Raw genomic sequence first — 19,897 nt, 5'->3', positions numbered from 1 at the left:
TAACTACGGTCTACTCTCATAGACTTAACACACTGTAAGATAGCATATTAAAGTAAAATTACTGTCACAAATTCACTAATATTATTTTGGTACTTGGTATTTAGTACAAAGTATTAAGAAAATTCTGCTATATAAATCCGTGTATCTAATTATAGAAAAACTCTAGTATAGAAATTGAAAATTACTGCCACAAATTCACTAATGTTATTTTGGCACTTAGTATTTAGTACAAAGTATTAAGAAAATTCTGTTATATAAATCCCTGTATCTGTGACTTAAATTATAGAAAAACTCTAGTTAAAAACAGTGTTGATGACTAGTAAAGCTAAAATCCTTATCCGCAGAATGCATTGGATAAAGCGCCTTTTTCTTTGTTTCGTTTGGGCGAGCAAAAGAAATGAAAAGCATGAAGTCACTGGCATTTGGATTGGTATTAGAGCTAACAAATAATCAACGTAATTACAAACTAGAACCTCATTCTATAGATGCTTTCATGCAAGGTTATAAATGTTATAGAAATAGCTTTACAGATAATAAATTCATTTATTTTATATTCCGAAGTCATATCGACAGGCAGGAGACATTTCGTTACAAAAACCCATATTAATCTTCATCAGCTACATAACGTTCATCAATAGGCATCACCGTTCCACAATTATCACATGTTCGTAATTCTTTACTATTATAAAAATGTTTAAAGTGCTTCAAAAAATCTTTTTCTATATCATTTAATGGAAAACGAACTTCATATAATTTATGATTACAATTATCGCAAAACCACAATAATCCGTCTTCAATATTAAGCTTATCACGTTTTCTTTCAATAACTAAACCAATAGAACCTTCTGAACGAATAGGGCTATGAGGAATTCCTGCAGGATGTAAATACATATCTCCAGGGCCTAACTCCATAATTTTCTTCTCCCCTTCATCTTGGACATGAACTTCTATAGTTCCTTCTATTTGATAAAAAAGCTCTTCCGTTTGGTTGTAATGATAATCCTTACGGGCATTTGGACCAGCCACTACCATTACAATGTAATCGTCGGCTTCTTTATAAAAGTTTTTATTTCCAACAGGAGGTTTTAAGAGTCCTCTGTTTTCTTCTACCCATTTATTTAAATTGAAAGGTTTTTTAATTGCCATATTATTTCTAAATGAACTATAAAAGTAAGTAACTTATAGAAAAAATGGTAGTAAGATGACTAATTTTAATATGAATGTTGTTTAATCTTTTTCTACTCATAAAAGATTTAAGCAAGCTCATGATGTAATCAACTACCTCGGGGCAAGCCCGCGAGGTATTCAAAGGAAACAAATTTAACTCATTTTGACGCAGAGCCCTTCGGTAAACTCAGGGCAGGCTTCGGGGAATTAGACCCTCTATAAGGGATTAAAACAAAAACCTAAAAATATTTCGACGCAAGTATCGGAACATTCAAATCTCGATTATCGAGTAAAAGTATGGGAATTAAACCCTCAATGAGGGAATAAATTTCAGAAATGGGACATTATATAAATATTTCCAAAAAAAAGAAAAGGATACAAGTTGGGAAAGAGTTGGGAATAAAGTAATTTAGTAACTACTAACATCCTAATTTAAATAATTTTCATGAGAAATCTATACCTTTTATTAACCTTTGTGGTTCTTTTCTTCTCTTGCCAGTCAAAAACTACTACAATTTCTACGGAAGAAACTCCTGCTCAAAAAGAAGCTCCAAGCAAAAATAAATTTGGAATTGTTATTCACGGTGGCGCCGGGACTATTTTAAAAAAGAATATGAGCGACTCTCTGGAAAATGCCTATAGAACAAAATTAAAAGAAGCTATAGAAACAGGCTACGCTATCCTAGAAAAAGGAGGGAGTAGCTTAGATGCAATTGAAAAAACAATTAATGTAATGGAAAACTCTCCGCTATTTAATGCTGGAAAAGGAGCTGTTTTTACCAATGACGGGAAGAATGAGTTGGATGCATCAATAATGGATGGAAAAACATTAAATGCAGGTGCTGTGGCAGGTGTAACCACAGTTAAAAACCCCATTAATCTTGCACGTGCGGTTATGCAAAATTCCGAACATGTTATGTTTGCTAGAGAAGGGGCAGAACAGTTTGCTAAGGAACAAGGAATTGAACTAGTTGATCCTTCTTATTTTTATACTGAAAATAGAATGAATTCTTTAAAAAGAGCCCAAAAAAGAGAAAAAATAGAACTCGATCATGATGATCAAACTGCATTTTACGACCCTTTTATTAAAGACGATAAATTTGGAACTGTTGGGTGTGCAGCTTTAGATAAAAATGGAAATTTAGCCGCAGGAACTTCTACAGGTGGAATGACCAATAAACGTTGGGGACGTGTGGGAGATGCTCCAATTATTGGTGCCGGAACCTATGCAAATAATAAAACTTGTGCTGTTTCTTCTACAGGATGGGGAGAATATTTTATTCGTGGAGTTGTGGCTTATGATATCTCTGCCATGATGGAATATGGCGGAAAATCGTTGGCTGAAGCTGCTAGAATAGTAATTCAAGAAAAAGTGCCAAACATGGGTGGCGATGGAGGTATTATTGCTATTGACAATGAAGGAAACATGGCGATGGAATTTAATACCGCAGGGATGTATCGCGCTTCTATTAACGGAAATGGGGAATTAGAAATTGCTATCTACGGAAAGTAATTAATTTCCTGCATAGAATAGCATACTGTTCGTATCTTTGGTAAATCAATTACCTCGAGGCAAGCCTCCGAGGTATTCAAAGGAAAATAATTTAACCCATTTCGACGTAGAGCCCTTCGGTAAAATCAGGGCAGGCTTCGAGGAATAAAGCCCTCCATGAGGGATTAAAATAATACATTGTTTAAAATATAACTCTTGGTTGATAGTCTAATCCGCCTATAAAAAAACATCATGCAGGTAAAAAAAATACTATTCTTCATTTTAGCAATCTTAATTATTGGTTGTAAAAACAAAGAAAATGACATTCAGCAGCAAAAGGAAAACCTGTTGAAATATAGAGAATACATTTCTGATGTTTCTACAGGAATTATTTCAGCAAAATCCGATATTAGAGTTGTATTAAAAAACCCTTCTAGTAAACTTTCGGAGAACAAGATTCTAGATGATAAAATACTAGAGATAAAGCCTTATGCTGCTGGAAAAGTGGTTGCTTTAAACAATCAGACTATTGCTTTTATTCCTGAAAAAGGTTTAAAACAAGGCACCGAATATACACTTACCTTAGACTTAGAAAACTTTATTGAGGACATTCCGTCCAACCTTGAGGACTTTACTTTTAAAGTAAAAACGCTTGAACAACAATTTAATATCACTACATCAAACCTTCAATCCTACAACAGAGATTGGCAATATTTAGAAGGAAGTTTGCGCAGTAGTGATGTTATGGATTTAAAAACTGCAAAAAGCTTAGTTTCTGCTTATCAAAACAGTAAATCGCTTAACATCAAATTTGACGAAACAATCCAAGAAGGAACTCAAATTCTTTTTACTATTGATAGTATTCAGCGCTTTGACAATGATTCGGAAATAGAAATATTATGGGATGGAAATAACCAAGGTATTCATGACAAAGGGGAGGCAAAAGTAAAAATTCCTGGAAAAGATAATTTTACTATTGTAGATGTAAATACGTACGAAGGGGAAAATCAATATTTAGAAATAAATTTTTCCGACCCAATTAAAAAATCTCAAAAGCTTGAAGGATTAATTACACTTGAAGGTGCAGAAAATCTAAAATTTATTATTGATGGGAATGTTATAAAAGCATATCCAGATAAAAAAATTCAGGGTGTAAATAATCTTACTATTTTTCAAGGAATAGAAAGTTCGGAAGGTTTTAAACTTAAAAATATCTTTAGTGAAAATATTGCCTTTGAACAACTAAAACCGAATGTTAGACTTTTAAGTAGCGGTACTATTTTACCAAATTCTAGCAACCTTAAAATTAACTTCGAAGCAGTTAACTTAAAAGCCGTAGATGTTACAATTATTAAAATTTACGAAAATAATATTCTTCAATTTCTTCAGCAAAACGACCTCAACGGAGAAGGAAATTTACGCACGACTGCTCGTCCAATTGCTAAAAAAGCAATTCAACTTCAAACCAACCTTACAAAAAATACAGGAAACTGGAGAGCATACGCCCTTGACCTTCGAGATATTATAACTCCAGACCCTGGCGCTATTTATAGAGTGGAATTTTCCTTCGGAAAAAAATACAGTTCGTATACCTGCAATAGTGAAGAAAGTGAAACTTTTGAACTCAATGAATTTGACAATTTTAAAAATGAGGTAAACAATTCCGAGGAATGGTCGCCAACTACAGACAACACCTATTGGGATAATGACTATTACTACAATTACAATTGGAATGAGCGCGAAGATCCGTGCAAGGATTCTTACTATTACAACAAAACCGTTAAAACAAATGTTATTGCTAGTGACATTGCTTTAACCATTAAAAAAGGAAAAAACCAAAGCTATTTTGTAAGTGCCAATGATATTATCTCTACAAAACCTCTAGCAGGAACAAAAGTTACTTTTTACAACTACCAACAACAACCTATTGGAAACGTAATTACCGAAACCTCTGGCACTACTATTTTTGACGCAAACTCCCCTGCTTTCTTTGCTATTGCCGAACGTAATAATCAAAAAACATATCTTAAGTTAAACGACGGAAACGCATTATCTGTAAGTAAATTTGATGTTGCAGGAGCAGAACTCCAAAAAGGAATTAAAGGATTTTTATATGGCGAACGAGGAGTTTGGCGCCCTGGGGACACCCTCTTTTTAAATTTTATTTTAAATGATAAAAATAACCCTATTCCAGATAATCATCCTGTAAAATTTGAGCTAAGTGATCCTTATGGTAAAATAATTCATAAAGAGGTTAAAGCAGATGGTGTTGGTGGGTTTTATAATTTTAATGTTGTAACACAGCAAAATGCACCAACAGGAAATTGGCTTGCAAAAGTAAGTGTAGGTGGCGCTACGTTTACAAAAAATCTTAAAATAGAAACTATCAAACCGAATCGATTAAAGATAAAAGTCGATTTTAATAAAGAAGTGCTTTCCGCCAACGAAGCTATCCAAGGAAACATGTCGGTTACGTGGTTACATGGCGCTATTGCAAAAAACTTAAAGAGCGATATTCAAGGGCGTTTTTCAGTAACAAACACAACATTTAAAGAATTTCCAAATTACACTTTTGACGATCCTACCATTAAATTTTCTTCTGAAGATCAAACTGTTTTCGATGGAAAAATAAATGCGGAAGGAAAAACTACTTTCAATTTATCTCCACAACTAAAAGGCAAAGCTCCAGGAATGTTAAAGGCTTCATTTATTACAAAAGTCTATGAAAACGGGGGAGATTTCAGCACCGATGTATTTACAAAAAATTATTCGCCTTACAACACTTATGTAGGACTTAGAGTTCCAGACGGAGATGCTAAAAGAAGTATGCTGCTAACAGACGAGAATCACACCTTTGAAGTTGCTACTGTAGATGAAAATGGAAAACCAAAAGCGGTAGACAAACTTAATGTATCGGTTTATAAAATTGATTGGCGCTGGTGGTGGGACACTTCCGAAGATAATTTATCCACTTTTAATAGCAGCAATTATCAAGAAGAAGTATTTAAAACTACGGTAAGTACTAATAAAAACGGAAAATCGAGTTTTAAATTCCAAATAAAATATCCAGAATGGGGACGTTATTTAGTGCGTATTGAGGATTCTAAAGGAGGACATTCCACAGGGAAAACTGTTTATTTTGATTGGCCAGGATGGGCTGGGAAATCTAAAAACCAAGACCCAGAATCGGCTACCATGCTTGTTTTTTCTTCTGATAAGGAAACATATAATGTAGGGGAAAAAGCAATTATAACCTTTCCTTCTAGCAACCAAGGAAGAGCTTTAGTAACCGTTGAAAATGGAAATGAAGTTTTAAAATCTATGTGGATAATTCCTGAAAAGGAAGAAACCAAATTTGAGCTTCCAATTGAAGCGCTCTACACCCCAAATGTATATATTCATATTTCATTACTTCAACCGCATGCCACCACAGTAAATGACGCTCCTATTAGAATGTATGGTGTAATTCCGATTACTGTTAATAATCCAGAAACCATTTTAGAACCAGTAATATCTATGCCTAATTCTCTAAAACCTGAAGAGAATATCAATGTAAAAGTGAGTGAAAAGAATGGGAAAGCTATGACTTATACGTTAGCTATTGTAGATGAAGGTTTACTAGACTTAACCCGATTTAAAACTCCAAATCCTTGGGATACCTTTTTTGCTCGTGAAGCTTTAGGTGTTAAAACTTGGGATGTTTATGATGATATTATTGGGGCTTTTGGCGGTAGAATTGATCAAGTATTTAGTATTGGAGGAGACGGAATGTTGGCAGGTGCTAAGAATAAAAAGGCAAACCGATTCAAACCTATGGTTGTCTATTTAGGACCATTTGAACTTCCAGAAGGGAAAGCAAAAACGCATAAAATTAAAATTCCTAAATATATTGGAGCTGTACGCACCATGATTATTGCAGGAAATACTGCTGAAAATGCCTACGGAATTGCAGAGAAATCTACTCCTGTAAAAAAACCTTTAATGCTGCTTGCATCGGCTCCAAGAAAAATAACTCCAAAAGAAACAGTTAGTATTCCAGTTACTGTTTTCGCCATGGAAAACACTATTAAAAATGTAACCGTTTCTATTAAAAATAATGTTGCTTACGAAGTAATTGGCGAAAAAACCAAAACGGTAACGTTTACAGAACCTGATGAAAAAATGGTTTATTTTGACCTTCAGGTAAATCAAATTACAGGCATAGGAGCCATTGAAGTAAATGCAACAGCAAATGGTGAAAAAGCAAGTTATAAAATCGAATTGGATGTTGTAAATCCGAATCCGTATTCTACCATTGTGCAAGAAGAAATTTTGGAGGCTACAGCTTCAAAAACTATTAATTTAGAAACCTTTGGAATTGATGGCAGTAACAGTGCTCAAATTGAGTTTTCTACATTGCCTCCAATGGATTTTACTAACCGATTGGAATACTTAATTAAATATCCTCATGGTTGTGTGGAACAAACAACCTCTGCCATTTTTCCTCAATTATTTTTGGCAGATATTTTTGATCTTACTATTGATAAAAAACAACGTATTCAAACAAATATCGAAAAAGGTATTAATCGTCTTAGTAGTTTTCAACTTCCAAATGGAGGCTTCTCCTATTGGCAAGGACAAAACTTTACCGACGACTGGGGGACTTCTTATGCTGGACATTTCTTATTAGAGGCAGAAAGCAAAGGATATGTATTACCTATTGGCTTTAAACAGAAATGGATTCACTACCAACAACAAGAAGCTAAACAATGGCGAAATTCTAGTACTAATTCAAGTTTAGCACAAGCTTACCGCTTATATACATTGGCTTTAGCGGGAAAACCCGATGTTTCTTCCATGAATAGGTTATTGGAAACTCCAAGCATTTCTAATGAAGCCAAACATAGACTTGCAGCAGCTTATGCACTTGCTGGGCAGCTTCAGGTTGCTAAAACCGTTTTTAACAGCGCTACTATAGATTTTGCACCTGTTGATTATGATGCTTACACCTATGGCTCTACGGATAGAAATAGAGCTATGGCTTTAGAAACTTTAGTGCTTTTAAAAAATAAAGAGCAAGCTCAAAGTATCTCAAAAGATGTTGCCAAAACATTGGCTTCAGATAAATGGATGAGTACACAGAGTACAGCCTACAATTTGCTTGCTATGGCAAAATTTGCTAACTATATTGGCGGGAAAGGAATGCACATTTCTTATACCTTGAATACAAACAGCAATACTATCGAGACTGATAAAACCTTAGCAAACCGAGTACTTTCAGTAAAAAAAGGAAGCAATACTATTACTCTAAAAAACAATGCAGAAAATACTGTTTTTGTACGAGTACTTAATACTGGGAAACTTCCGGTAGGAGAAGAAAAAGAATCTAGTAGAAACTTAAAAGCTCTGGTTAGCTTCAAAGGAAAAAACGGTAAGTCTATAGATATAAATACATTAACTCAAGGAACTAATTTTATTGCTGAAGTTACTATAACCAACACTAAAGCTGTAGACTTAAAAAACGTTGCTTTAACAGAATTTTTCCCTAGCGGATGGGAAATTGTAAACACCCGTTTTACCGATTTCGGAAATTTTGAAGATAACCAAGTTAATTATACCGACCTTAGAGATAGCAGTGCTAATTTCTATTTTGACTTAAAGAAAAATGAAAGCAAAACATTTAGAATTCTATTAAATGCATCCTACTTAGGAAAGTATTATTTACCAGGAATTCAATGTGAAGCTATGTATGATAATGATTATATGGTGAGAACAAAAGGTAAATGGGTAGAAGTAATTAAATAAGTTAGTGTTTAAGTGTTGATGGAAAAGATTGAAAGATTGAAGGATTTAATGATTGAAAAATTAAGAATACGCTGTCGCTTTATAACTTTATAGCTATCGGAAAGATTTAAAGGGGTTAAAGCAATCTTACTATTTTTCGCTTAAACGCAAAAGACAAGATGAATTCAATAATTAAACATTTTTTATACGATGCAAAAAAGTTCCTTTTTGTAACGCATCGCTACAAAAGTGTTGTCATTTTATTGCTGTTAGTAGGATATTATTTTTGTCTTCCAAAGTCGCTTTTCAACAATCCAACTTCTTCAGTAATTGAAAGTCGGGAAGGAATTCTTTTAGGTGCTAAAATTGCCAATGATGAACAATGGCGTTTTCCAGCAAACGACAGTGTTCCTTACAAGTTTAAGCAGTGTATTATACAGTTTGAAGATGGTTATTTTTATCATCATCCAGGATTTAATCCTGTTTCTATAGCAAAAGCATTTGTAGCAAATATAAAATCTGGAAAAGTAGTTCGGGGAGCAAGTACATTAACACAACAGGTAATCCGACTTTCAAGAGAAGGAAAAAAGCGTACTTATTTCGAAAAACTTATTGAGTTGGTACAAGCCACCCGTTTAGAGCTTCGAGATACAAAAGACGAAATTCTAAATTTATACGCAGCACACGCACCATTTGGAGGAAATGTAGTTGGATTGGAAGTAGCTTCTTGGCGGTATTTTGGAATCTCTTCTGAAAAATTATCATGGGCGGAAGCAGCAACATTAGCAGTACTACCAAATGCTCCAGCCCTTATTTATCCTGGAAAAAACAAATCTCGTTTATTAGAAAAAAGGGATAAACTCCTCCATAAATTATGGAACGAAGAAATTATAGATTCATTAACCTATAAATTAGCAATAACAGAAACATTACCCGAAAAACCTTTTGCTTTACCACAAATAGCGCCTCATTTCTTACAATTTTCTTCCTCAAAAAATAAAGGAAAAAAACTAAAGTCAACACTAGATTTTGAACTTCAAAAGCGTACAAATACCATTGTAAAACGCCATTACGAAACACTACGCCAAAACCAGGTATATAATGCAGGCGTTTTAGTTATGGATATTGAAACCAAAAAAGTAATTGCCTATGTAGGGAATACCCCAACTACAAAAAAGCATCAAAAAGATGTTGATGTTATTCAAGCTCCAAGAAGTACAGGGAGTATTTTAAAACCTTTTTTATATGCCGCTATGTTGGATAGCGGAGAACTCCTACCAAATACATTGGTTTCAGACGTTCCTACACAAATTGCTGGATACAGTCCAACCAATTTTAATGAACAGTATGCTGGTGCGGTACAGGCTAAAAAAGCATTAGCACGCTCTCTTAATGTCCCTGCGGTACGTTTATTACAAGAATATGGCTTGGAGAAATTTAGAGAACAGCTCAATTATTTTCATCAAAAGGATATTAATAAAACTTCAGATTATTACGGCCTTTCATTGATTCTAGGTGGCGCTGAAAGCAATTTATGGGATTTATGCAAAGCATATGCTGGAATGGCTTCTACTGTGAATCATTTTACAGAAACTTCTAGTGAATATTTTTCTAATGAATTTGGAAACCCCGTATTTCTTCAGCAAGAAAATTATAACTTCGGAAATAAAACACAAGAAAAAAATGTCTTTGATGCTGGGAGTTTTTTTTTAACACTTGAAGCTTTAAAAGAAGTGAATCGTCCAGAAAATGAAGAAGCATGGGAATTTTTTGACAATTCTAAAGAAATAGCTTGGAAAACAGGAACTAGCTACGGAAATAGAGATGCTTGGGCTATTGGCGTAACCAAAAAATACTTGGTAGGGGTTTGGGTAGGAAATGCGGATGGCGAAGGGAGACCACAATTAACTGGCGTAAATAGTGCCGCTCCCCTATTGTTTGATGTCTTTGATGCCTTACCAAAAACTACTTGGTTTAAAACTCCTTTTGACGCTTTAACAGAAGTTACTATCTGCAATAATAGCGGATATTTAGCGTCTCCAATTTGTCCAAATACTACTATAAAAGTACCTAATGCTGGAGCAAATTTTAAGGTATGTCCCTATCATAAATTGATTCATTTAGACGAAAAAAAACAATTTAGAGTGAACGCCTCTTGCTATCCACTGGAAAAAATGATTTCTGAATCATGGTTTGTATTACCTCCATTAATGGAATTTTATTATAAAAGCAGTGATGCAAATTACAAAAGCATGCCTCCTTTAAATATAGCTTGTAAGAATAACGATGCCTCTCAGATGGATTTTATTTATCCTGAAAACAATAGTAAAATAATTTTAACCAAAAACTTTAGAGGTAAAACCAACGAAGTGATTTGTAAAATTGCGCACCCCAAAAGAGATAGTAATATTTTCTGGTATTTGGACAATACCTATATTGGTGAAACTAAAACTTTTCATGAAATTGCTATTCTTCCTTCCGTAGGGAAACATCAAATTACTGCAATAGATGAATTGGGAAATGAAAAAACAATTTTTATTGAAATCGAAAAAACTTCTTAATCTTTTTACAGGGCAAACTCATACTTTTTATTTAGCTTTCGTTAAAAGTAGTGTTGGTGCTAGCGCAGCTAAATCCCTTACCCGCAGAATAGTGACCGAAAGCTCTGAAATCAGGAGTGCAGCGACGCAGAGTTTCGGTTACGGTTTTTCGACCCCGTTGTCGAAAAAATTCATTGGATAAGGCGCCTTTTTCTTTGTTTCGTTTCTTTTGGGCGAGCAAAAGAAATGAAAAGCACAAAATCACTGGCGTTTGGGTTGATATTGGAGTCAACAAATAATCAACGTAGTTCTAAACTGAAGCCTTTTATTTCTACTTATTTTTATGTAAAGCAATTTTTAAGACTATTGAAAATAAAAAAAGTGTCAAAATTTTGAGATTTAAGATTGATTCAAATGGATTTTTACTAAATTTCACTTTGTTTTGTAAAGTATGAGTTTGCCCTTAACCTTTTTATAGCTTAAAATTGTATCTTTCTTAAAGGAAAAATCAATCCATGAAACTATATAACTTCTCCAACCTCAACCGTTCAGAAAACACTAAAATACTAAAAGAGACTACCTTTGATCTTATAGTTATTGGTGGCGGAATAACAGGCGCTGGAATCCTTCTAGATGCCGCTTCAAGGGGCTTAAAAGTAGCGCTGATAGAAAAAGAAGATTTTGCTTCTGGTACTAGTAGTAAATCTACCAAACTTATTCATGGCGGACTTAGGTACTTAAAGCAATTCGATTTTTGGTTGGTAAAAGAAGTAGGTACCGAACGTGCTATTGTACACAAATTAGCACCACATTTAGTCCTCCCAGAGAAAATGCTACTCCCCTTGGTTGAAAATGGCTCTTACGGGAAGTGGCTTACTTCTATCGGGTTAAAAGTATACGATTTATTAGCGCAGGTAGAAGATGAAGACCAACGACAAATGGTAGATAAAACGGAAGCTTTAAACCTAGAGCCTTTACTTCCGAAGAAAATTTTAAAAGGCGCTGGTTATTATGCAGAATACAGAACCGACGATGCCCGTTTAACTATAGAAAACATAAAAACAGCACTGAAATACCAAGCTGTTCCTATTAATTACACAGAGGTTACTAATTTTTTATACACAAACAAAAAGGTACAAGGTGTTGAAGTAATCGATAAAATTACGGGGGAAACATATAAAATCAACTCAAAATATGTAATTAATGCCACAGGGCCTTGGGTAGACGAATTACGATTGCTAAATAAGTCAAAACAAGGACATGGGTTGCATTTAACAAAAGGAGTGCATCTTGTTTTTCCATTTGAAAAATTCCCTGTAAAACAATCCGTTTATTTTGATGTTCCAGACGGGAGAATGATTTTTGCTATTCCCCGTGGAAAAATAACGTATGTAGGCACAACCGATACCAATTATACCGAAAATAAGGATGAAGTTTATACTAACTTAACAGATGCGGTGTATCTTATAGAAGCCATAAACCATATGTTTCCAAAAATAAATTTATCGTTGGAAGATATCCAATCATCATGGGCTGGATTGCGACCTTTAATTCATGAAGACGGTAAATCTCCATCGGAACTTTCTAGAAAGGATGAGATTTTTGTTTCTGCAAGCGGACTAATAAGTATAGCTGGAGGGAAACTAACTGGTTATCGTAAAATGGCGGAACGAACTGTAGATAAAATAGCCAAAAGAATGGAAGAAGACTTTGCTATTAAAATTCCAAAATGCAACACCGATAAAATTCCACTTTCTGGTGGAACTTGGGAAAGCTACAGGGAAGTAAAACAGTACAGAAAACAACTTTTTAAAGAGCTTGAAAAAGATGGTTTTTCAAAATATGATGCGTTTTATTTAGTACATACATACGGAAAGCAAACCGAAGAAATTTTAAAGTTATACCATAATTTTACAGGAGACGATAATCCTGAAAAACTTATAAAAGCCGAATTTCATTTTACTGTTGAATACGAAATTTTACAAAACCCAATAGACTTTTTTATCCGTAGAACAGGACGTATGTATTTTGATATTGAAAGTGTAAAACAATACAGTTCCATAATTCTTGAGGAATATCAAAAACTCTTTAAAACGGACAATACTATTATTGAAAATTACAAAAAAGAAATTTCAACCCTCATAGAAAAACATAGCGTAATTAAAGATTAATTTTTAATCATTAATATCCGGTTTAAAATACAAGACCGCTTCGCTATAAGAAAAAAGAACAAAGATTAGATCTTAACTATTATAAAATAAGCAGTTTAAAAAATAACATTACTAAAATCCTCTTTTTATTCATTTTTATTAATAGCAAGGGGTATTTTGGAAACCTCATTTGAATCTCAATATAATTGGAGTTCAATAAATTCCGTTAACTTTTATCGGATAATAATAATTTTCAATGAAAAAAAAGCAGCATTTAATTGTATTAAAATACTTTCAATAGTATTATTAGTAATCGTTCCTATAGATGTTCAAAAGTTCTATCTAACATCAGGGATTATATGGATCATTATGGTATTAGATAGTATTCAAGATTTAGATTTATTTCGTATTGGTCTTTTAATATCGATATTAACAATTACTGGAATGATTTTCATTTTTTCAAAAAAAAGAACCTATATTTTATTAGGATATCTACTTACTTATATAGGCCTTATTTCTGTATCATTTAAGTCTTTTCAAGACATAGCAACAATAGGAGTACTTACTATTTATGCAGTCATATCTTACCTAGTAATTTATATAACTTCAAACAAAAGCTACCTATAAAAATTCCTGTTATACTAACTAATATTTTCAAAATAATGGATTTAAAACTCATAAAAACTGTCACTTTAGTTTCTTTCCTATTTTTCAACCTTTTGATACTAAATATTTATGGGCAAGAGAATCCAGACAACTGGTCTGCAATAGAAAAAGAAATATATCAAAACCTTAAGAGCTTAGCATATTATACAACAGACCATAAACTAGATGAGATTTTTAATGATACTATCCTGAACAGATATATTGTAGATTACGATAGGAACTCAGAAAGAACTAAATTTATTAATGATTCTTTTATTTATTTCAAAAAAACGATTGACAGTATAGGGATAGAAAATCTAGATGCCAAACCCATACGGTTTTATAAAAATTTTGAGATATATGCTCCATTTAAAAAAGAGCAAATGGAAGAGTATGCCCCCTATACTTTTGCTTATTACAATAAAAAAAATCCTGAAAAACCTATTGGCTCTTTATTGTTTAGCAGAGAATCTCATAAACTGGTTGCATGGATTCTGCTGCGGCAAGGAGATCATAATTATATGTTTTTACCAGGATATTAAATTTGATAAGAAAACGTAGCTTCTAATAGGTACTTATAAAATTGAATATAATATTCTGCATTTATTAAGCAACGATTGCCGCTTTATTTATTACGGAAGGCACATCCGTAAATACAACAATCAGCTATAAATTATTTTTATATAAAACAAAACCCCGAAAATGAGTTTTCCAACTTTAACACGGGGTTTTATTTTAAATTTATATCTTATATAAGGAGTGTTCAAAGGGAACAAATTCAACTCATTTTGACGTAGAACACTTCGGTAAACTCAGAACTGGCTCTGGGGAACAAAACCTTCAATGAGGGATTTTAATCAAGTTTCTCAGTAAGTTTTAAAAATGTTTTTTTAGGATCCTTTCCTTCATATAATACTGCGTGTACAGCATCAATAATTGGAGTTTTAGATTTACGCTTTTGCTTAGAGGTTATTATATGAGCGCTTTTGGTAGCATAATACCCTTCAGCAACCATATTCATTTCCATCATAGCGCTTTTTACAGTATATCCTTTTCCAATCATATTCCCGAACATTCGGTTTCTACTAAAAATGGAATACCCCGTAACCAATAAATCTCCTAAATAAGCAGAATCGTTGATATTACGCTTCATTTTATGAATTCGTTTTATAAAGCGTTTCATTTCTCTAATGGCGTTACTCATTAAAACCGATTGGAAATTATCTCCATACCCCAACCCATGTGCAATTCCAGCCGCTATAGCATAGATATTTTTAAGGACGGCAGCATATTCTGTACCGATAATATCATCACTAATTTTAGTTTTAATATAGGGACCTGCAAGTTTATTTGCTAGAATCTCCGCTTTTTCCTCATCAGAAGAAGCTACCGTAATATAAGACAATCTTTCTAGAGCCACCTCTTCTGCATGGCAAGGTCCAGTTATAACTCCAATTCTATCAAAAGGAACATTATAAAGGTTATGAAAATACTCCCCCACAATAAGTCCGCTCTCTGGAACTATTCCTTTAATTGCAGAAAAAACCACCTTATTATCTAAAGATGTTGATAATTTCCCTAATTCTTCATGCAAGAAAGCAGAAGGAATAGCAAAAATTAAATAATCCGCATAAGATGCCATTTCATTAATATCATTACTCAGTTTTAATTTATCCGTATTAAACTCAACAGAACTTAAATAATTAGGATTGTGTTGCTGCTCCTTAATATGTTGAATAGCATTTTTATTACGCATATACCAACCTACTTCATCCAAATTTTCGCACAACATTTTAACTAGCGCTGTAGCCCAGCTACCCCCACCTAAAACAGCAACTTTTATAGTATTCTCCATTAATTTATTCTTCATTTATAAGTCAAAAGTAATTAAATTTTAAAATAAGATATTAACTGTTGATTATCAGTATTTTATCATTTCATTACAATTCACAAAATTACGAAACAAACTTTAGAATGCTAAAAAAAGGTTTAACAATAGATTGTGAAAATTCATACAATGTTTATTGAAAACTCCACGTTATAAATACGTAATAAAGAGAATTAAGTTAGGTTAGTTGATTTTTTTTGGTTGGTTATTTACAAGAAGTCGTTTTTAGAAAATTCTAAAAACGACTTCTTCATTTATATCTCTAAAATGTCCATTTTATTTAACGATAAATTGATAGTATATTTTTTCAATTTATTTGTATTAATATGATAATTTTCGTAGATTGATAGTCATTAACTTTCAAATTAAAAAGTAAAAACTATGGGGCTATTTTCATTTATTAAAGATGCTGGTGCAAAAATTTTTGGAGGAAAAACTTCCGCTGAAGAAGCTGCAGAGCAAGCAGCAGATAAGCAAGCTGCTATAAAAGAAGCAAATTTAAAAGCTGCAGCCAGCTTGAGCGAAACAATAAACGATTTAGGATTAAAAGTTGAGAATTTAGACATTACTATTTCTGAAGACACTGCAACAATACGAGGGAAAGCTTACAACCAAAGTACAAAAGAAAAAGTGGTTTTAGTAGTGGGAAATAGTGCTGGAATAGCTGTTGTAGATGACCTTATGGAAGTTGAACATACGGAGCCAGTAGCTAGATTCCATACTGTTGTAAGTGGAGATTCCTTAAGTAAAATAGCTAAGAAATTTTATGGAAATGCCATGAAGTACCCTGAAATATTTGAGGCTAATAAGCCAATGCTAACTGACCCAGATAAAATTTACCCTGGTCAAGTGTTACGTATTCCTCCTACAAAAGAATAACCTTAATGAACACATAATTATCAGGCTGTCTAAAAAAGTAATTCATAATTGTCAAACCTAAAGGAGCTTGTCAATCTTGTCGAACTGAGCTTGTCGAAGTTTCACAACCAACATTCAAAAAAATCCTTCGACAAGCTCAGGATAACATTTAGAGTTTAGATACTTTTTTAGACAGCCTCATATTTTTTAACTTATTATAATTTAGTTTAGAAACGTTCATAAAAAAACTGTCTCATTTCCTTATTTATAAAAATTCATTAAATCAATATACTCCCATACTTTATTATTAAGTAAAGGCTTGATATTTTTCTGTGCTGCAATAGCTTTTCTGATAAAAGTAGAAGATATTTCCATAATAGGAGCCTCTACCTTTTTTACATTTGGATGTGCTTCAAATGAGTTTTGAGTATTTTCATTTTTCTTAACTCTTGGATACACATAAATATCGTTTTCAGCTAAAATAATATCATGATTTTTCCACTTGTGGAAATTCAATAAATTATCCTCCCCCATTATTAAAGCAAAATAATTATCTGGATATTTTTCCTTTAGATACACCAAAGTATTTACTGTATAATTAGGCTGCGGAAGTCCAAATTCAATATCGCTGGGTTTTAATTTATCGTAACCTTCGGTTGCACGATAGACCAATTCTAACCTATGGTGATTGTCTAGCAATGTGCTTTTCTTTTTTAAAGGATTGTGTGGTGTAACCACAAGCCATACCTCATCCAAATCGCTAAACTCAACCATATGGTTAGCTATTGCTAAATGCCCAACATGAATAGGATTAAAAGTACCAAAGTACAACCCAATTTTTTTTTTCATGTGAATAACTTTAAGTTAAATATATGATTTCAAGAATTTTAAACCAGCAATAATTGACTTTAAAACCTTCGCTTTACTCATATCTATTATAGAGACTTGTAAAAACGCCTATTTTAATCAAAATAAACCCACTTTATTAAAGTTGATACTATTCGTTTTTTAACCCAATAAAATTAGCCACTAAATTATAGGCATCATTTTTTGCAGTTTCTAAATCGTAGTTTTTAATAATAGTATCAAATTGTGGTGCAGTAGCCAATTCTACAGAAGCTTTTGCAATGCGCATATTAATTTTATCGTCGCTTTCTGTTTTACGCTTTTTAAGTCGAATTTTAAGCTCATCAACACTTGGAGGCTTTACAAAAACTGCTAAAGTTTGCTCTGGAAATTTCTTTTTTATACGAAGTCCCCCAGCAACATCTATATCGAAAATAACGTTTTTTCCGAGTGCCCAAATTCTTTCTACTTCAGATTTTAAAGTTCCGTAGAAATTATCTCTATAAACTTCTTCCCACTCTAAAAAGTCATCGTTTTTTATATGTTTTTTAAAATCTGATAAAGAAAGAAAGTAATAGTTTTCTCCATCCACCTCTTCTCCTCTTGCTTCTCTTGAAGTTGCCGAAATTGAAAACTCTAAATTCAATTCTGGGTAATTAAGTAAATGTCTTACAATAGTAGTTTTTCCACTCCCAGATGGCGCTGAAAATATAATTAACTTTCCCCCTGTTCCGTTATTGGTATGCTGCATAGAATGTTCTTCTGAAGTATTTTACTTGTTAAACTACAATACGTTTAACATTTGTTCTTTTATTTTTTCTAGCTCATCTTTCATCTGAACTACAATTTGCTGCATTGGTGCAAAATTAGCTTTAGAACCAATGGTATTAATCTCTCTTCCAATTTCTTGACTAATAAATCCTAGTTTTTTTCCATTAGAATCATCCGAAGAAAGCGTTTGTAAAAAGTAATCCAAATGGTTTGCCAAACGTACTTTTTCTTCTGTAATATCAAATTTCTCTAGATAAAAAATCAACTCTTGCTCAAAACGATTTTCGTCTACATTTTCTTTAATATCTGCAACCGCTTTGTTTAGTCGCTCTCTAACATTATCCATTCGTTCTGGATCTATAGCCTCCACTTGTTTAAGTAAGTCCAATAAATTCTCTATTCGAGCAACAAAATCCTTTTCCAATACTGCCCCTTCATGAGAACGGAAACTATTAATTTCTTTTAATGCCTCTTGTAGTGCTGCCTTAATTTCTACATATTCCGTTTCATCTATTTCATCTCGTTCTACTTTTAAAGCATCTGGCATTCTTACCGCCATTTTTAAAAGTTCAATATCATCATTTTGACCAGAATTAGATACATTAACTGCCCTCAATTGTTCCATATACCCTTGTACAATTGCAGTATTTACTTTGGTGTTAGAAACCTCTCCGGTAATCTCCACAAACAGACTAAAATCTATTTTTCCTCTTTCTAAGCTATTTGCTATAATATTTCTCAGCTCAATTTCCTTTTCTCTATAAGATGAAGGAATTCTGGCATTGAGATCTAGATTTTTACTGTTTAATGATTTTAATTCTACGGTGATTTTTTTTGAAGGAAGCTGAATAATATTCTTCCCAAAACCGGTCATTGATTGTATCATGTTTTTCTTTTATCGATAGGCAAAAGTACGAAATCCAATAGGTTTTAAAAACTTGAAATTCAACACTCCCCATAAAGAGCTTATAAATTAGGTCTAAAAACAAAAAAACCACGTAAAAACGTGGTTTTAAAATATTCTATTTTTGTTACAATTAATCTACAGTTACTACAGAATTAGAGTTGTTCCAAGTAGTTACTTTTGCAATTCTATTATCTTCGTAGTTTACTTCTTTTAATGAATCTTCATTCCAGAAAAACCATTTCCCTGTTTTCTTTCCATTATTGTATTCTGCCATTGCAATTTTCTTCCCTTCTTCATTATAAGATTTCCATTCGCCGTGCAGTTTACCATCTAAATAAAAGCCAGTTTGAGCAATACTTCCATTGTCATGGAAATAGGTAGCCTTTACCATTTCTCCTTCTTTCTCCAGTTTTGGTTTATTCTCAGCATTTTGAGCTACCATAACTAACGAAAAAAGCATCGCAAAAATTAAAATTGATTTTTTCATGATTCTATATTTTTCGTTATTAAATTATTAGTACTTTACATTATCATAACAAAGATAACGAAATAATTTACACAAAAAACACATTTACATAACGTTAAATTAACATTAAACTTGTATATTACTAATAATCAGCTATTTATTCAATGTTAATTTTTCATTTTCGACTAAAACTTAACATTGGAGACTTCAATGAGGGTAAAAAAAAGATCATTTTTCGACTTAAATCAATACTCAAACAGGTCAAATCAACTACCTCGAGGCAAGCCTACGAGGTATTCAAAAGAAAATAATTTAATCCATTTAGACGTAGAGTCCTTTGGTAAACTCAAGACAGGCTCTAGGAAATAAAACCCTCAATGAGGGATTTAAATCAAAAAAAAAAC

13 protein-coding genes are annotated in these 19,897 nt (G+C 32.8%); 7 read left to right on the top strand and 6 right to left on the bottom strand.

Going from position 1 to position 19,897, the window contains the following annotated elements; translation table 11 throughout:
* Positions 1-406: 406 nt before the first annotated feature.
* A complete protein-coding gene (locus tag AC13CQ_RS16535) occupies positions 407-607 on the top strand; it encodes a hypothetical protein (RefSeq protein WP_474507634.1) in 201 nt (66 codons plus the stop codon).
* Here AC13CQ_RS16535 and AC13CQ_RS16530 read toward each other — a convergent pair.
* On the bottom strand, positions 604-1,146 hold the full coding sequence (locus AC13CQ_RS16530; protein ID WP_474506761.1) for a 3-hydroxyanthranilate 3,4-dioxygenase: 543 nt from the start codon (positions 1,144-1,146) through the stop codon (positions 604-606). The two genes, AC13CQ_RS16535 and AC13CQ_RS16530, sit on opposite strands and share 4 nt — an antisense overlap.
* Positions 1,147-1,612: 466 nt before the next feature.
* Between AC13CQ_RS16530 and AC13CQ_RS16525 the strand changes: the two genes are divergently transcribed.
* The 5 genes from AC13CQ_RS16525 (at position 1,613) to AC13CQ_RS16505 (ending at position 14,299) form a co-directional block, all read left to right on the top strand.
* Entirely contained in the window at positions 1,613-2,680 is a 1,068-nt protein-coding gene (locus tag AC13CQ_RS16525) for an isoaspartyl peptidase/L-asparaginase family protein (protein WP_474506762.1), read from the top strand.
* A gap of 231 nt (positions 2,681-2,911) precedes the next feature.
* Positions 2,912-8,443 carry an alpha-2-macroglobulin family protein gene (locus AC13CQ_RS16520; RefSeq protein WP_474507633.1) on the top strand — a complete coding sequence of 1,844 codons (5,532 nt, stop codon included), beginning with the start codon at positions 2,912-2,914 and terminating at the stop codon, positions 8,441-8,443.
* Between the two features lie 158 nt (positions 8,444-8,601).
* Positions 8,602-10,983, top strand: a complete 2,382-nt coding sequence (gene pbpC / locus AC13CQ_RS16515) for a penicillin-binding protein 1C (RefSeq protein WP_474506764.1) — start codon at positions 8,602-8,604, stop codon at positions 10,981-10,983.
* Positions 10,984-11,477: 494 nt separating this feature from the next.
* Positions 11,478-13,133 (top strand): glycerol-3-phosphate dehydrogenase/oxidase, encoded by a 1,656-nt coding sequence (locus tag AC13CQ_RS16510; RefSeq protein ID WP_474506765.1) that lies wholly within the window; start codon positions 11,478-11,480, stop codon positions 13,131-13,133.
* A 641-nt stretch (positions 13,134-13,774) separates the two neighbouring features.
* Positions 13,775-14,299, top strand: a complete 525-nt coding sequence (locus AC13CQ_RS16505) for an RNA-binding protein (RefSeq protein WP_474506766.1) — start codon at positions 13,775-13,777, stop codon at positions 14,297-14,299.
* Between the two features lie 311 nt (positions 14,300-14,610).
* Here the strand turns inward: AC13CQ_RS16505 and AC13CQ_RS16500 are convergent, their stop codons facing one another.
* Entirely contained in the window at positions 14,611-15,612 is a 1,002-nt protein-coding gene (locus AC13CQ_RS16500; RefSeq protein ID WP_008611737.1) for an NAD(P)H-dependent glycerol-3-phosphate dehydrogenase, read from the bottom strand.
* A 414-nt stretch (positions 15,613-16,026) separates the two neighbouring features.
* Between AC13CQ_RS16500 and lysM the strand changes: the two genes are divergently transcribed.
* Entirely contained in the window at positions 16,027-16,524 is a 498-nt protein-coding gene (gene lysM / locus AC13CQ_RS16495) for a peptidoglycan-binding protein LysM (protein WP_008611735.1), read from the top strand.
* Positions 16,525-16,764: 240 nt separating this feature from the next.
* Here the strand turns inward: lysM and nadD are convergent, their stop codons facing one another.
* The 4 genes from nadD to AC13CQ_RS16475 all read right to left on the bottom strand — a co-directional run bounded on the left by nadD (position 16,765) and on the right by AC13CQ_RS16475 (position 19,514).
* Positions 16,765-17,352, bottom strand: coding sequence for a nicotinate (nicotinamide) nucleotide adenylyltransferase (gene nadD / locus AC13CQ_RS16490; protein WP_008611733.1), 588 nt, complete (start codon positions 17,350-17,352; stop codon positions 16,765-16,767).
* 148 nt (positions 17,353-17,500) lie between these two features.
* Positions 17,501-18,100 carry a guanylate kinase gene (gmk, locus tag AC13CQ_RS16485; RefSeq protein ID WP_008611732.1) on the bottom strand — a complete coding sequence of 200 codons (600 nt, stop codon included), beginning with the start codon at positions 18,098-18,100 and terminating at the stop codon, positions 17,501-17,503.
* A 33-nt stretch (positions 18,101-18,133) separates the two neighbouring features.
* Positions 18,134-19,006 carry a YicC/YloC family endoribonuclease gene (locus AC13CQ_RS16480; protein WP_008611731.1) on the bottom strand — a complete coding sequence of 291 codons (873 nt, stop codon included), beginning with the start codon at positions 19,004-19,006 and terminating at the stop codon, positions 18,134-18,136.
* A 151-nt stretch (positions 19,007-19,157) separates the two neighbouring features.
* On the bottom strand, positions 19,158-19,514 hold the full coding sequence (locus AC13CQ_RS16475; protein ID WP_335588843.1) for a toxin-antitoxin system YwqK family antitoxin: 357 nt from the start codon (positions 19,512-19,514) through the stop codon (positions 19,158-19,160).
* Positions 19,515-19,897: the final 383 nt, after the last annotated feature.

Source organism: Galbibacter sp. L-19, assembly GCF_056857615.1.
Note: the sequence above shows the minus strand (reverse complement) of the source record. Positions and strands in the feature narration are given on the sequence as shown.

What these genes read in the sequence shown, in the direction of transcription:
- AC13CQ_RS16535 (WP_474507634.1), top strand. Translation starts at nt 407, where the DNA reads ATGAAGTCACTGGCATTTGGATTGGTATTAGAGCTAACAAATAATCAA.
- AC13CQ_RS16530 (WP_474506761.1), bottom strand. Translation starts at nt 1,146, where the DNA reads ATGGCAATTAAAAAACCTTTCAATTTAAATAAATGGGTAGAAGAAAAC.
- AC13CQ_RS16525 (WP_474506762.1), top strand. Translation starts at nt 1,613, where the DNA reads ATGAGAAATCTATACCTTTTATTAACCTTTGTGGTTCTTTTCTTCTCT.
- AC13CQ_RS16520 (WP_474507633.1), top strand. Translation starts at nt 2,912, where the DNA reads ATGCAGGTAAAAAAAATACTATTCTTCATTTTAGCAATCTTAATTATT.
- pbpC (WP_474506764.1), top strand. Translation starts at nt 8,602, where the DNA reads ATGAATTCAATAATTAAACATTTTTTATACGATGCAAAAAAGTTCCTT.
- AC13CQ_RS16510 (WP_474506765.1), top strand. Translation starts at nt 11,478, where the DNA reads ATGAAACTATATAACTTCTCCAACCTCAACCGTTCAGAAAACACTAAA.
- AC13CQ_RS16505 (WP_474506766.1), top strand. Translation starts at nt 13,775, where the DNA reads ATGGATTTAAAACTCATAAAAACTGTCACTTTAGTTTCTTTCCTATTT.
- AC13CQ_RS16500 (WP_008611737.1), bottom strand. Translation starts at nt 15,612, where the DNA reads ATGGAGAATACTATAAAAGTTGCTGTTTTAGGTGGGGGTAGCTGGGCT.
- lysM (WP_008611735.1), top strand. Translation starts at nt 16,027, where the DNA reads ATGGGGCTATTTTCATTTATTAAAGATGCTGGTGCAAAAATTTTTGGA.
- nadD (WP_008611733.1), bottom strand. Translation starts at nt 17,352, where the DNA reads ATGAAAAAAAAAATTGGGTTGTACTTTGGTACTTTTAATCCTATTCAT.
- gmk (WP_008611732.1), bottom strand. Translation starts at nt 18,100, where the DNA reads ATGCAGCATACCAATAACGGAACAGGGGGAAAGTTAATTATATTTTCA.
- AC13CQ_RS16480 (WP_008611731.1), bottom strand. Translation starts at nt 19,006, where the DNA reads ATGATACAATCAATGACCGGTTTTGGGAAGAATATTATTCAGCTTCCT.
- AC13CQ_RS16475 (WP_335588843.1), bottom strand. Translation starts at nt 19,514, where the DNA reads ATGAAAAAATCAATTTTAATTTTTGCGATGCTTTTTTCGTTAGTTATG.